Annotated in this window: 11 protein-coding genes; 1 reads left to right on the forward strand and 10 read right to left on the reverse strand. The window is 58.2% G+C overall.

Features of this window, described 5'->3' with window-relative positions:
- From F9C28_RS13775 to F9C28_RS13800, 6 genes are all read right to left on the reverse strand, one after another.
- Positions 1–104 (reverse strand): transposase (locus F9C28_RS13775; RefSeq protein ID WP_199015938.1); only part of this gene is annotated, 104 nt, incomplete at its 3' end.
- 379 nt (positions 105–483) lie between these two features.
- Positions 484–1,434: a helix-turn-helix domain-containing GNAT family N-acetyltransferase gene (locus tag F9C28_RS13780; protein ID WP_199015939.1), complete on the reverse strand. Its 951-nt coding sequence runs from the start codon at positions 1,432–1,434 to the stop codon at positions 484–486.
- A gap of 151 nt (positions 1,435–1,585) precedes the next feature.
- Positions 1,586–2,149 (reverse strand): DJ-1/PfpI family protein, encoded by a 564-nt coding sequence (locus tag F9C28_RS13785; protein WP_199015969.1) that lies wholly within the window; start codon positions 2,147–2,149, stop codon positions 1,586–1,588.
- Positions 2,150–2,169: 20 nt separating this feature from the next.
- On the reverse strand, positions 2,170–3,360 hold the full coding sequence (locus F9C28_RS13790; RefSeq protein ID WP_199015940.1) for a glycoside hydrolase family 88 protein: 1,191 nt from the start codon (positions 3,358–3,360) through the stop codon (positions 2,170–2,172).
- A 13-nt stretch (positions 3,361–3,373) separates the two neighbouring features.
- Positions 3,374–4,654, reverse strand: coding sequence for an oligosaccharide MFS transporter (locus F9C28_RS13795; protein WP_199015941.1), 1,281 nt, complete (start codon positions 4,652–4,654; stop codon positions 3,374–3,376).
- Positions 4,651–6,489, reverse strand: a complete 1,839-nt coding sequence (locus F9C28_RS13800; RefSeq protein WP_199015942.1) for a DUF2264 domain-containing protein — start codon at positions 6,487–6,489, stop codon at positions 4,651–4,653. Before F9C28_RS13800 ends, F9C28_RS13795 begins: the two co-directional genes overlap by 4 nt.
- A 230-nt stretch (positions 6,490–6,719) precedes the next feature.
- On the opposite strand from F9C28_RS13800, the gene F9C28_RS13805 reads away from it, so the two are divergent.
- Positions 6,720–7,592 carry an AraC family transcriptional regulator gene (locus tag F9C28_RS13805; RefSeq protein WP_199015943.1) on the forward strand — a complete coding sequence of 291 codons (873 nt, stop codon included), beginning with the start codon at positions 6,720–6,722 and terminating at the stop codon, positions 7,590–7,592.
- Positions 7,593–7,630: 38 nt separating this feature from the next.
- On the opposite strand, the gene prpE is transcribed toward F9C28_RS13805, so the two are convergent.
- The 4 genes from prpE to prpB form a co-directional block, all read right to left on the reverse strand.
- Positions 7,631–9,517 (reverse strand): propionate--CoA ligase, encoded by a 1,887-nt coding sequence (gene prpE / locus F9C28_RS13810; protein WP_199015944.1) that lies wholly within the window; start codon positions 9,515–9,517, stop codon positions 7,631–7,633.
- 42 nt (positions 9,518–9,559) lie between these two features.
- On the reverse strand, positions 9,560–11,011 hold the full coding sequence (locus tag F9C28_RS13815; RefSeq protein WP_199015945.1) for a bifunctional 2-methylcitrate dehydratase/aconitate hydratase: 1,452 nt from the start codon (positions 11,009–11,011) through the stop codon (positions 9,560–9,562).
- Positions 11,012–11,094: 83 nt separating this feature from the next.
- On the reverse strand, positions 11,095–12,261 hold the full coding sequence (prpC, locus tag F9C28_RS13820; RefSeq protein WP_199015946.1) for a bifunctional 2-methylcitrate synthase/citrate synthase: 1,167 nt from the start codon (positions 12,259–12,261) through the stop codon (positions 11,095–11,097).
- Between the two features lie 57 nt (positions 12,262–12,318).
- A complete protein-coding gene (gene prpB, locus F9C28_RS13825; RefSeq protein ID WP_199015947.1) occupies positions 12,319–13,212 on the reverse strand; it encodes a methylisocitrate lyase in 894 nt (297 codons plus the stop codon).
- Positions 13,213–13,351 lie beyond the last annotated feature (139 nt).

A 13,351-nucleotide genomic window follows, 5' to 3' on the forward strand; every position in this document is an offset into this window, starting at 1 on the left:
GAAACGCCCAGACGGTCAGATACTTCGGCAACGGAATAACCGCGTTCCGTTATCTGACGGACGGCCTCTTCCTTAAATTCAGGTGTAAATCGTGGTGTGCCCATATGCTCCCCCTATGCTCAAACTATAGGGCAGGATCGTCTACCCGGGTGGGGTCAGTCCAAACTATAGGGCAGGATCGTCTACCCGGGTGGGGTCAGTCCAACTATAGGGCAGGATCGTCTACCCGGGTGGGGTCAGTCCAACTATAGGGCAGGATCGTCTACCCGGGTGGGGTCAGTCCAGTCTAAATAAAATTTGTTATCTCATGAGGTTTTAACGAATCTCATAAGAATCTTAAAAAATCATAAAATCCACGCGATTGCGTGGATTTTTTATTTAACAGCGTTTCAACTTACTCTCGTCACAGCACAGTCAAAAATAAGTACGCCGCAGAATATTTCCGCCTATATACGCTGCCCCTTCCCCATATAAGCTGGCTGGTTAACCCCGCCTGCGGGTGAACTGCTGCTCGGTCATCGTGCTGCCCCACTGGTCCCCTTGCCACTCTTTCGACAACGCAAAACCGAATGATTCATACAGCCGTCTTGCCGCCGTCAGCTTATTAAATGTCCATAACTGAACGGCAGAGAACTCCCGGGCATCGCAAAAGTGCATGGCCTGCGCAATTAGCTTTCTGCCCACCCCGCTCCCCCGGCACCCGTCATCGAGAATAAACCAGCGCAGATGCGCGTCGTTATTTCCCAGGTCCTCGCCATCAATGGCAACAGCGCCGACAATACGATCGTTGGCCATCGCTAACCAAATCTGGTTACACGGTTTATCCAGCCGGCCGGCAAACTCCGCCAGACCGGCAGCCACCTTACCTTCAAAAAAGCTGCCAAAATGATGCTCCCTGGCATAATAGTTGCCGTGCATCTCGGCGATACGGCCAATCATACCGGGGCGATACCCCGTGACGATATCACACCCGCTCTGCGCAGTAAGGTCGCTATTCTCCCGGCAGGCTTGCAGCGCGCTGGCATAAGACGTCAGCCCCAGGGAAACCGCGTGTTGCCTAAACGGGTCGAGCTTGTTTAGCGCGGCGGCAACGCGCTCGTTACTGTATTTATTAATCGCCCGCACCGTCGCCTTCCCTTTTTCGCTAAGCGCCAGCCGTTTTGTTCTGGCATCTTCCGGGGAAGGGATCTCGGCGACTTCTCCGGCGTCAATAAGCTTTGCCAGCATGCGGCTAACGCTGGATTTCTCAAGGCCTAAAATCTGAACCAGTTGGGCGGCAGTCATCGCCCCCTGTCTTTCCACTTCGAGCAACGTATGCACGGCAGACGGCGAATAATCCGTTGTCGCCAGGGTCTGGTTCATAAAACCCAGCTCCCGCACCATCAAACGCGATGCTACACGGATCTGTTTAACCATGGATGATTCAGTGTTCATGACGATGACCTAAGTAATATGGTTGCATAATACAACCATATTGCCTGGCCCGCTGTCAATCTGCGCCCTTTATTCAGCATCACGCCCAGGCAGCACTAAAAAAAACGGCCCCCACACCAGAGCATGAAGGCCGGTATTGCCACTTATTTGCTTACCCGGGCCACGGATAATAGATATGTTGCGCATGGTCACGCACCGGGGCCTCGTCCCCCCGTAAACGCGCGGCCACCGTCAGGGCAAAATCAAACACCTTACCCAACCCCCGGCCGCTAATCAGATTACCGTCCTCCACCACATCGGCATCCACATAGACCCCATCGCTCACCTGCTGCCATAACGCCCTGGAGCATACATAGCGCCGCCCCTTCAGCAGCCGGTTGCCGCCTAAAACCCGGGCGGCGGCAGAACACAGCGGGCAGATATAGCGCCCCGCGTTATCATGGCGGCCAATCATCCCGATAACCCCGGCATGTTGCGCCAGATTCAGGCTACCTTCCGGCCCGCCGGGTAAAATAAGCGCATCAAACAGGGTCGCCCCGCATTCACTGAGCAGCATATCGGCCACCAGCGGAATGCCGTGATAACTGACCACCGTCCGGTTATCGGCACAGGCCACGGTCTGCACCTGAATATCGAGCCGCCGTAAAATATCAATCACCACGATGGCTTCCCCCTCCTCAAACCCCGGGGCCAATAGCACAGCTGCGGTTTTCATCATCGCCTCCTTGCGGCGCATCACCAGTAGGGGTACCAGACCTGGCGCAGGCGGGCCAGCGCCTCCAGATAAAAATAGTCCCCCCAACTACAGCACTGATCGACCCCTTTACCGCTGGCCATATGGTAAACCGAGTGCTTCAGCAGCCCCTCGGTAGGGTCACTGTCGCAGGCCAGATAGTTGTCGGTCAGGGAGCCGACAATACGCAACGCCATCTCCTCATAATGGGCCCGGTGCGGATCAAGGGTCGGCAGCGCTTTTACCAGCTCCAGCAGGCCACAGGCGGCAATGGCTGCCGCCGAGCTGTCCCGGGGCGCGTCGCTACCCAGCAGCGCCAGATCCCAGTGGCAAACGTCATCTTCCGGCAGCCGGTTGAGGAAGTAATGCGCCAGGCTGCGCGACAGCGCCACCATGCTGCTGTCACCGGTGTACTGGTAACTGAGCAGGAAGCCGTAAATGCCCCAGGCCTGGCCCCGGGACCAGCATGAGGTATCGCTATACCCCTGGTGGGTGTTGCCAAAACGCGGTTCGCCGCTGACAACATCCATATAATAGGTATGGTAGGTAGAGGCATCCTCACGGACGATATATTTGGCCGCCTGCCGAGCGTGAGCGGTCGCCGCCCGGGCGTAGCGCGGGTTACCCGTCTGTTCACTGGCCCAGTAAAGCAGCGGCAAATTCATATTGCAGTCGATAATCATCCGCCCCTGCTGTTCCGGGTCCTGCAAATCCCCCCAGGCCTGGATAATACCGGCAACCGGATTAAAGCGCTCCATCAGTTGATCCGCCGCCTGGAGCGCGGTGGCCCGGGCGGCCTGGTTCCCGGTGAGCCGCCAGGCGCTGACACAAGACAAGGTATACAGAAATCCAAGGTCATGGGTGGCAGTATCGATCCGCTGCTCAATACGCTGCGCGAAAGACGGCAGGTAGCGCTCGGCGGCGGCCCGGTATTTATCGTCACCGGTCATCTCCCAGGCCAGCCATAACTGACCGGGCCAGAAACTTGTGGTCCATTCCACATTCTCAGTACGCGGCCAGACCCCATTCTCACAGGCTTCACCGGGGAATTTATCGCCAAAAGCGTCAATATTGCGGTCCAGTTTGCGGGTTACTCGCGTCAGCGCGTGGTCAAGTTTTTGGCGCAGAGCCAGCCGGTCAGTCTGGTACAGTTCAACCGGACGCAAGGCTTCGGTAATAACAGCACGGGTCATAACAACTCCTGAATTATGGTTTAGCCGGTTCTGCTGGCGTGGTATCCAGCACCGGGGAAAGGGAACGCTGCGCATCATAGGTTGAGCGGCAACGCGACAGCGTAAAAGCAGAGAGCACGGTGAACAGCAAGGCGCAGCAGCCCATCAGCAGGTAGGTATGCGCAAAGCCTATCTTGTCGTAGAGGTAGCCCGCCGGTGGGGCAACCACGATGGAGCCCACATAAATCATCGCCTGGTAGCCCAGCAGATACATGGTGGCATTGACCCGCTTATCGAAATGCTCGGCGATATATTTGAATACCGAGATCAGCAGCAGCGCGATTTCAACACCATAGAACGGCTTGATAATGGAGATCATCAGCGGATCGCTGGTCAGCCCGCAGGCCAGCAGCCTGGCCCCCACCACACAGCCGCACATCAGCAGGCCGCGTTTAGCGCCATAGCGGTTAACCAGCCACGGAATCACCATCATCATCATAAATTCCATGCCGGACTGTACGGTGCTCAGGTAGCCATACCAGGCATTGCCCTGCTCCCGGGTGGCGAAGAACGACACGAAATAACGCGGGAACTGCTGCTCCGCGATAAACATCATCCACGCCACCCCGGCCACATACAGGCTGAACATCCAGAACTTGCGGTTTTTCAACAGGGCTATCACATCAGCAAACACAATTTTGCTTTCGCTGAGGACGTTGTTATCCCTCAGCTGCCCGGTGCCGATCTTCAGGCTGATCAACACCAGCAACATCACTACTGACGTGCCGCTACTGAGCAGGAAGTTAGCCAGCGGGGTGAAATTAAACAGCAGGCCAGATACCGACGCCGCCATCGCCCAGCCGAGGGAGCCCCACATCCGGATACGGCCAAACTCCAGGCCATACAGGCGGCTGAAACGGTCGGTATAGGACTCGGACGCCGCCACCCCGGCATACCAGCCGAGGCTCAAATAGAGCGCACCGGCAATGATCCCCAGCGTGGTATGGCTTTGCAGCAAAGGCTGATAGACGATGACAAAGAACGGCGCCATCAGGGCGGATATCACACAGACAAAATAGAGCAGCCATTTGCTCATCCCGATTTTGTCCATGATGTAGCCATATACCGGCTTCAGGACCACCGCAAAGACCCCGTTAATGGCAAACACACTGCCAATGGTCATGCTGTCGAGCCCCACTTTCTGGCTGAGCCACAAGGCATACAGCCCAAAGCTGGAGGACCAGGTAAAGAAATAGAGGAAAATAAAACTGCTCATTTTCAACTGCGCGCCACGTACAGCGGATGATGTACTCATAATGGTATCTCCGGGATCAACGCCAGGCTGAGAGACGCCTCTGCCGCCACAATGCGCAACTGGTCACCGTCAATAGCAACCTGTGGGCAACTTTCGGGGATAAAGTCTGCCGCATCACCGGCCCAGACCGCCGTGATCAGCAGGTGCTGCCCGCGGGATAACGCCCCGCGCAACACCGGCACCGCCGCCCTCTCGGCATAGAGCAGGTTGCTGTTTGGCGGTGTCAGCACCAGCGCCCCCTGCCTCAGTTGCGGGCTTAAACAGTGGATAGTGGAGATATCCGTTGCGCTACGCAGCCGGCAGCCCCCCGATGTCTGGAAAACTTCCGGCTGGGGACGGTTTACCAGGCTGAATCCCCCTTCGGCGCAATCCAGCTCCCGGGCGCTATCGATCCGGTGCACCCGCAACTGCCACACACCCAGCGCCAGCAGCCAGCTATCAATGGTGACGTCATGCCACGGCCGCCAGCGGCTGTAGATCAAGCCCTCCCGGGTGGCTACTGCTTCGCAATCGCGCCGCCCGCGCCAGTAATTGTCCTTTTCAGACAGCAGCAGCATGGCGTCCACCGCGCTGTGATCCAGGCCATAGCGCCCGCGTTCACAGGTAAAACCGTAACGGCTGGAATAGGCAAACTTGCAGTATTTCGCTTCGGTATTAACAAAGTTATTGCGCTCGATCTGGCCGGCGGTCAGCATCCACAGGTGGCCTGGCTGGCGCACCACGAGCTGATCCGCCCGGGGGATGCTATGGCGGGCCGCCAGCGGTGGCAGCGCTTGCTCAGTGGCCTGCCAGAAGGGGTCATCCTCCCCCAGCGCCAGCACCAGCATGGTCTTTAATCCCCAGTAGGGGGAGCCCGGCGCATTATAATCCTCCGCCATCACCAGATTCGGGTAGCTGTACCCCACGCTCAGCACCCCGTCCCTATCAAACATTGGCTGTTTCAGCCACCAGCGCAGATGGCGCAGCACGATCCCTTTGATGACCCCCGGCGAGAATACGTCCAGCCGGGCAAAGGCCGCGGCACTCCAGAATGCCGCCTCGGCAAAGCGGTAGGTCAGGCTGCGGCCAAACGGGATAGCGGCACCGTCATCGGCAAAGAAGTAGATAAAATCCTCAGCGAAACGCCGGGCGCGGCGGCGTAATTCGGCGCAACGCAGCGGATCGATATCCGCCATTAACTGGGCGTAAATCAGCCCGTAGAAATGGAACCCCATCGAAATGTAATAGTCCCGGGGGCGATCCGGGCCGTCGGAATACCAGCCATCCCCGAGGTAATAGCACTCCATGGCGGCAAAATGCGTCTCCAGCACGTCGCTATCAACCGCCATGCCGCAGTAAGAAAACCCAACCTGGACCAGGATAGGAAAGAAATGCCAGTTATTGTCCGGTATTGCCTGGTGTTCGCTCTGGGCCAGCCAGTCCCGGAGGTTGGCTTTTTCACGCGCCGTAAAGTGGGCCAGCACCGTATCCCCCGCCAGGGCCAGCAACAAACCATAGGCGGCCATCTCCACAATCCGCTGATCATAAGGGCCTGCCGGCCCCCAGTAATCCGGGTGCTGTGGATCAGTGCCGTTTTTTATCGCCTGTAAATAAAACGCAAACTGCGGTGGCTCACACCCGCCCGCCAGCAAGGGGGTTGCCCCCCACAATAGCCGGGAAAATGCTTCTATACCCGCCACATGCTGCCCGTAATGGGCCGTAAAGTTAGCCAGATCGACACGGCTGGTCTCATTTTTAAAATACGGCGTAACGGCATTCAGCAGTTCGCTGACCAGCTGCTGAATATCGTTCCGGGTGCGTAGCGGATTTGCCAAATCAATATTTTCAGGTTGCACGAGGTCCTCCCGTTATGACACGAGAATTATTTAAGTTATTGTTATTTAGGTTTTATAACGCTAATGCATGTTCTACCGGGATACAGAGTAGCCGCTTTTATTCCGCGGGCTGAGTGAGCAGGTTCACATATTTAAACCGCCATTTCATTTTCATGCTGTTTTTGCCACAGAGAAGGGAATAAATTGCAAATGATGGCGTAAAAATTTAAATCCATTGCCCTGGAGTGAAAATGAGCGCACCCCAATTACTTGAACGAATCACCCTGGATAAGCGGCCCATCTCATTTAACCGGATGCGCACCACCAGCGCGGTTTACTACCACTGGCACCAGTGCGTTGAATTACTCTATATCTCCAGCGGCTACGGCATTGTGGTGGTGGATAATCAGCACTACACCGCCCGGCCCGGCAGGCTGTTTATTTTCCCACCCTTCCGCCTGCATAAAGTCCAGGTCGATCACCATGAAAAAAATCCCTACCACCGCACCACCATGCATATTGAGCAATCGGCGGTGGAGAGCGCCCTGAACGGCTTCCCCCGCCATCAGGCGCAGTTTGCCGCGCTGTCCGCCAGTAACGTCCCTGCCCAGATTTACGATCTCAGCACCCAGGGGCCGTTTATGGAGCGGATCCTGGCGCAATTTGCCGCGCTGGACAGCCAGGGGCCGGTGCCGGCCAGTGAAGTGGCCTTCCTGCTGATGCAGATAATGGGGGTGCTGCCCGGGCAGCCACAGCACACCATGCCCCGCCAGCAGACCGCCGCGGCGCGGATCATGGGCTGGGTGGAGGCCAGCTATCAGCATAAGTTTTCGCTGGCGGCCCTGGCCTGCGACCTCGGCCTGTCGCGCAGCTACACTTCTAGGATCTTCCGCCAGCAGACCGGCGGCAGCATCCATGAATATTTGCTGACCCGCAGAATAAAGCGCAGCTGTGAGCTGCTACGCCACACCGCCGGGAGTGTTGATGATATTGCCGTCAAGGTAGGGTTTAGCGAGGTGACATACTTTATTACCTGCTTTCGCAAAATGATGGGCCAGACCCCGCTTCAGTACCGCAAGGGCAGCCAGAACAGCAACCAGGCTACTGACCATACCGGGCAGTAGCCTGACATATCGCCAGATATCAGTTCACGGGTAGCCCGCTACGATCCCAGCACCCGCTGGATCTCCTGTAACGCCCCGGGATCGTCAATGGTGGTCAAATCCCCAGGATCACGGCCTTCACAGATGGCCTGCATCGCCCGGCGCAGCATCTTGCCGGAGCGGGTCTTGGGCAACTGGGAGACAAAATAAATCCGCGCCGGACGGCCAAAATGGCCGAGCTGATGGTCTACCCGGTGCTGGATGGCCTGCTCCTCCTCCCGGGCCACCTCCTGCAACAGCAGGCTGTCCCCCTGTTTGGGGATCACAAACGCCACCGCCACCTGGCCCTTCAGCGCATCTTTCACGCCAACCACCGCCACCTCCGCCACATTACCGTGGCCGGCGATGCTCTCCTCAATCTCCCGGGTTCCCAGCCGGTGCCCGGCGACATTAATCACATCGTCGGTGCGCCCGAGGATAAAGTAATAACCGTCTTCATCCCGGATCCCCCAGTCGAACGTGGCATATACCGGGCGGTCGAACAGCGACCAGTAAGTTTGTACAAAACGCGCGTCGTCCCCCCAGATGGTCTGAATACAGCCCGGCGGCAGCGGGCCTTCAATAACCACCATGCCCTTTTCATTGGCCCCGCAGGGTTGGCCGGTATTTTCATTAAGCAACTGGACGTGATAACCAAACACCGGCACCCCGGGGCTACCCAGCCGCCCCGGCCGGTCATCCAGCGCCCGGGCAAGGGCCATAATGGGCCAGCCGGACTCGGTCTGCCAGTAGTTATCGATAACCGGAATCCCCAGGGTATCCGTGACCCACCGGGCAGTGGGTTCATCCAGGGGCTCCCCCGCCAGGTACAGGGCCTGCAGGGAAGCGATATCGTGGTTGCGGATCTGCGCCGTGGGGAATTTTTTCAGCACCCGGATTGCCGTCGGGGCGGAAAACATCTGGCTGACCCGGTATTTCTCGACAATCTGCCACCAGATACCGCAGTCCGGCCAGGTGGGTGTCCCTTCGAACACCACCGTTGCCATCCCGGCCAGCAGCGGCGCATAAACAATGTACGAATGCCCCACCACCCAGCCAATATCCGAGGTACAGAAAAAAACGCCGCCCGGCTGGCCACCAAAAATGGTCGCCATGGTGGTGGCCAGCGCCACCCCATAGCCCCCGACATCGCGCTGCACCCCTTTGGGCTTACCGGTAGTGCCAGAGGTGTACAAAATACAGGAGGTCGCGCTGGATGCCAGCCACACCACCGGCACTTCAGCCTCAAGGTGCTGCTCCCGCAAATGGGCATAATCCACATCGCGCCCGGGGACCTGCGCCATCCGCGCCAGGCCACGATCTACCAGCAGCACGTGGCGCGGCGGGTTATGGCTCAGGCTAATGGCATCATCCAGCAACTTTTTATAAGGGATCACTTTCCCCGCCCGGGAGCCCGCGTCCGCCGAGACTATCAACACCGGCCGGGCATCATCAATACGCGCCGCCAGGCTGTGGGAAGCAAAACCCCCAAACACCACTGAGTGGATGGCGCCAATGCGGGCACAGGCCAGCAGGGTGATATGCGCCTCGGCAATCATCGGCATATAAACCAGCACCCGATCGCCGCAGCCAACCCCAAGGGCCTGCAACATCGCGGCAGTGCGGTTCACCTCCCGATGCAGCTCCCGGAAGCTAAAAGCCCGCTCTTCACCGGTCTCCGCCGAGACGGCAATCAGCGCCAGGGCCTCTGGCTGGCTCGTCAGCCAGCGGTCAACGGCGTTATAACATAGGTTAGTGGTGCCGCCGCCGAACCAGCGGGCAAACGGCGGGTTGCTATAGTCAAGCACCTGACTGGGCGGGGTCTGCCACGCCAGGCGGCTGGCCTGCTCCCCCCAGAATCCTTCAGGATCATCAATGGAACGCTGGTAAAACGCTGCATAAGACATGGGATCTCCTTGATAACACCGTCAGATCTGCCCCCGCCTGCGTCAGATAACGTACAGGTCGAGGTATTCGTTTACCGGCATCTGCTCCAGGCGCTGCCTGTCCAGGGAGACTTCCAGAATGCGCTGCTGCTGGCGGGCCGGGAACTGGCGCGCCAGGTTCGTGGTGAATTTCTCAATCAGTAATGGGATCCCCTCATCCCGGCGGCGGGCGTGGCCGATGGGGTACTCCACCACCACTTCGTCAAAGCGGCTGCCGTCGTTAAACACCAGGGTGATGGCATTGGCGATAGAGCGTTTCTGCGGGTCATGATAATCCCGGGTAAACATAGGGTCTTCGTGGCAGGTGGTTTTATCCCGCAGGGCGTCGATACGCGGATCACTGGCGATATTATCTTCATAGTCTGCCGCAGTGAGGCGGCCAAACAGCAGCGGCACCGCCACCATATACTGGATACAGTGGTCGCGATCCGCCGGGTTATTCAGCGGGCCGTGTTTATCAATAATGCGGATACAGGCCTCGTGGGTGCGGATAGTCACTTTTGCGATATCTGCGGCGGTCTTACCGGCGGCCTGCATCTGCCGGTGCAGCGTCATGGCCGCTTCTACCGCCGTCTGGGAGTGAAACTCCGCCGGGAAAGAGATTTTAAACAGCACGTTTTCCATCACATAAGCGCCGTAAGGGCGCTGGAAACGGAACCGCTCGCCGTTAAAGGAAACATCATAAAAACCCCAGGTTTTGGCGGTCAGGGCCGAGGGATAGCCCATCTCCCCGGTGCGCGCCATCAGCGCCAGGCGCACCGCCCGGGAGGTGGCATCCCCCGCCGCCCAGGATTTACGGGTGCCGGTATTGGGCGCGTGGCGATAGGTGCGCAGGGACTGGCCATCCACCCAGGCCAGAGAGACGGCATTGAGGATCTCATCCCGGGTCAGGCCCAGCATCCCGGCCACCACTGCGGTGGAGGCAACTTTCACCAGTAATACATGGTCCAGCCCTACCCGGTTAAAGGCGTTCTCAAGGGCGATACAGCCCTGGATTTCATGGGCTTTGATCATCCCGGTCAGCACCTGGCCCATGGTCAGTGGCGGTTTACCGCTGGCCACCGCATTACGGGATAACCAGTCCGCCACCGCGAGGATGCCGCCGAGGTTATCAGAGGGATGGCCCCACTCCGCCGCCAGCCAGGTATCGTTAAAATCCAGCCAGCGGATAATGGCGCCAATATTAAATGCCGCCTGTACCGGATCGAGCTGGAACTGCGTGCCCGGTACCCGGGCGCCATTGGGTACCACGGTCCCCGGCACAATCGGCCCGAGCAGTTTTTTACAGGCCGGATACTCCAGCGCTTCCAGCCCGCAGCCCAGGGTGTCCAGCAGGCAATAATGGGCGGTGTTGTAGGCCACATCAGAGTCAATGCGGTAATTCATGACGTAATCGACAATATCGACAATTTCCCGATCGAAGGGCGCGCGCTGGGTAGAGATCGCTTGAGACATGTTGTTTTCCCGTTATGGTTATATTCAGTGAGAAGCCGGTATTCACCGGTTCCAGGCGCTGCTCCAGCGCCACTTATTCTTTGTTATGGGCGCTGCTCCAGCGTCACGAATGGCCGCTCATCGGGCCCGGTGTAATTGGCCGACGGACGAATAATTTTGTTATCCAGGCGCTGCTCAATGATATGGGCAGACCAGCCAGCTACCCTGGCCATCACAAACAGCGGGGTAAACATCGCGGTGGGCACCCCCAGCATGTTGTAAGACACCGCAGAGAACCAATCGAGATTGGGGAACATTTTTTTGGTTTCCCACATCACGGACTCCAGCCGGTCAGCAATGTCATACATCTTCATCGAGCCCGCCTCCAGGGAGAGCTGCCGGGCGATGGTTTTAATCACCTGATGGCGCGGATCGGAAAGGGTATATACCGGGTGACCAAAACCGATAATCACCTCTTTATTGTCAATGCGACGGCGAATATCGTGCTCTGCTTCATCGGGGGTCTCATAGCGCTGCTGGATCTCCAGCGACACTTCATTCGCCCCTCCGTGTTTTGGCCCGCGCAGGGCGCCAATCGCACCAATAATGGCGGAGTAGATATCCGAGCCGGTTCCGGCAATCACCCGGCCGGTAAAGGTCGAGGCGTTAAATTCATGTTCGGCGTAGAGGATCAGGGAGGCATGCATGGCCTGCACCTGGCCGGTGGCCGGGCGGTGGCCGTGCAGCAGATGCAAAAAGTGGCCGCCAATGGCGTCGTCATCGGTTTCTGGCTGGATACGTTCGCCGTTATGGCTGTAGTGGTACCAGTACAGCAGGATAGACCCCAGGGAAGCCAGCAGCTTATCGGCAATGTCCCGGGCGCCGGAGACGGTATGGCCCTCTTTTTCCGGCAAGGTACAGCCCAGCGCCGATACCCCGGTGCGCATCACATCCATCGGGTGGGAGGCCGCCGGCAGGGACTCAAGCACCGTACGCACGTTAGCCGGCAGCCCGCGCAGCGCTTTCAGGCGCATTTTATAGGCGTGTAATTCATCGCGGTTAGGCAGTTTGCCGTGGATCAGCAGGTAGGCGACCTCTTCAAATTCACAATGCCGGGCGAGATCATGAATATCGTAGCCGCGATAGTGTAAGTCGTTACCGCTCCGGCCCACCGAGCACAGGGCGGTATTCCCGGCGGCAACCCCGGACAGGGCAACGGATTTTTTCGGTTTACTGGCGCTCGTGTTCTGCAAAATGGTCGTTTCGCTCATACTGGCCTCGTTGTTATTGTGTGGTGTAGGGGAAAACCGGATACGGACAAACTGGCGCTACTGGCCGCGCTTACCGGTGGCAAACAGCGCATCCAGCTTCTCTTCAAACTGGTAGTAGTTAATGCTCTCGTACAGCTCGTTGCGGGTCTGCATTATGTCGATAACGCTTTGCTGGGTCCCCGCCTGGCGCAGCACGTTAAACACCTGCTCGGCGGCGCGGTTCATGGCGCGAAATGCCGACAGCGGGTACAGCGCCATCGCCACGTGGGCGCTGCGCAGCTCGTCGGTGGTAAATAACGGCGTGGCGCCAAACTCGGTAATGTTGGCGAGGATCGGGACCGGTACCGCATCGGCAAACTGGCGATACATCCCCAGCTCGGTGATGGCTTCCGGGAACAACATGTCGGCACCGGCGGCGATATACGCCCGGGCGCGCTCAATGGCGGCCTCCAGCCCTTCCACCGCCAGCGCGTCAGTGCGGGCCATGATCACAAAGTCCGGATCGGTGCGGGCATCCACAGCGGCTTTGATGCGGTCCACCATTTCAGCGGTGGAGACAATGGCTTTATTGGGCCGGTGCCCACAGCGCTTGGCCCCCACCTGATCTTCAATATGCAGGCCACCGGCTCCGGCTTTTATCACCGATTTCACGGTGCGCGCCACATTAAATGCCGAGGAGCCAAACCCGCTGTCGACATCCACCAGCAGCGGCAGCGGGCACACATCGGTAATACGCCGGATATCGGTCAGCACATCGTCGAGGGTGGTTATCCCTAAATCCGGCAGGCCGAGGGAGCCTGCGGCCACACCGCCGCCAGACAGATAAATCGCCTGGAAACCGGCCCGCTGGGCCAACAGTGCATGGTTGGCATTAATGGTTCCGGCAATTTGCAGCGGCGTCTCTTTACTCAGCGCCTGGCGGAATGCCCGCCCCGGTGACTGACTGGTCATGGGTTACCTCTCTGGTTATTGCGTAATGATTCCATAGCGCAATAGGTAGCAAAGGCTGTGCCAGAAAATCCCCCGGCCATCACCAGCAACTTCATAATTTAAAAAAACCAATAAAATCAATCTTATAAACTGAATGTAT

The organism is Shimwellia pseudoproteus (assembly GCF_016415625.1).
Taxonomy (GTDB): Bacteria; Pseudomonadota; Gammaproteobacteria; order Enterobacterales; family Enterobacteriaceae; genus Shimwellia; species Shimwellia pseudoproteus.

Coding starts and splice junctions, on each gene's coding strand:
- F9C28_RS13790 (WP_199015940.1), bottom strand. CDS start 3,360: ATGACCCGTGCTGTTATTACCGAAGCCTTGCGTCCGGTTGAACTGTAC.
- prpE (WP_199015944.1), bottom strand. CDS start 9,517: ATGTCTTATGCAGCGTTTTACCAGCGTTCCATTGATGATCCTGAAGGA.
- prpB (WP_199015947.1), bottom strand. CDS start 13,212: ATGACCAGTCAGTCACCGGGGCGGGCATTCCGCCAGGCGCTGAGTAAA.
- F9C28_RS13780 (WP_199015939.1), bottom strand. CDS start 1,434: ATGAACACTGAATCATCCATGGTTAAACAGATCCGTGTAGCATCGCGT.
- F9C28_RS13785 (WP_199015969.1), bottom strand. CDS start 2,149: ATGAAAACCGCAGCTGTGCTATTGGCCCCGGGGTTTGAGGAGGGGGAA.
- F9C28_RS13805 (WP_199015943.1), top strand. CDS start 6,720: ATGAGCGCACCCCAATTACTTGAACGAATCACCCTGGATAAGCGGCCC.
- prpC (WP_199015946.1), bottom strand. CDS start 12,261: ATGAGCGAAACGACCATTTTGCAGAACACGAGCGCCAGTAAACCGAAA.
- F9C28_RS13795 (WP_199015941.1), bottom strand. CDS start 4,654: ATGAGTACATCATCCGCTGTACGTGGCGCGCAGTTGAAAATGAGCAGT.
- F9C28_RS13815 (WP_199015945.1), bottom strand. CDS start 11,011: ATGTCTCAAGCGATCTCTACCCAGCGCGCGCCCTTCGATCGGGAAATT.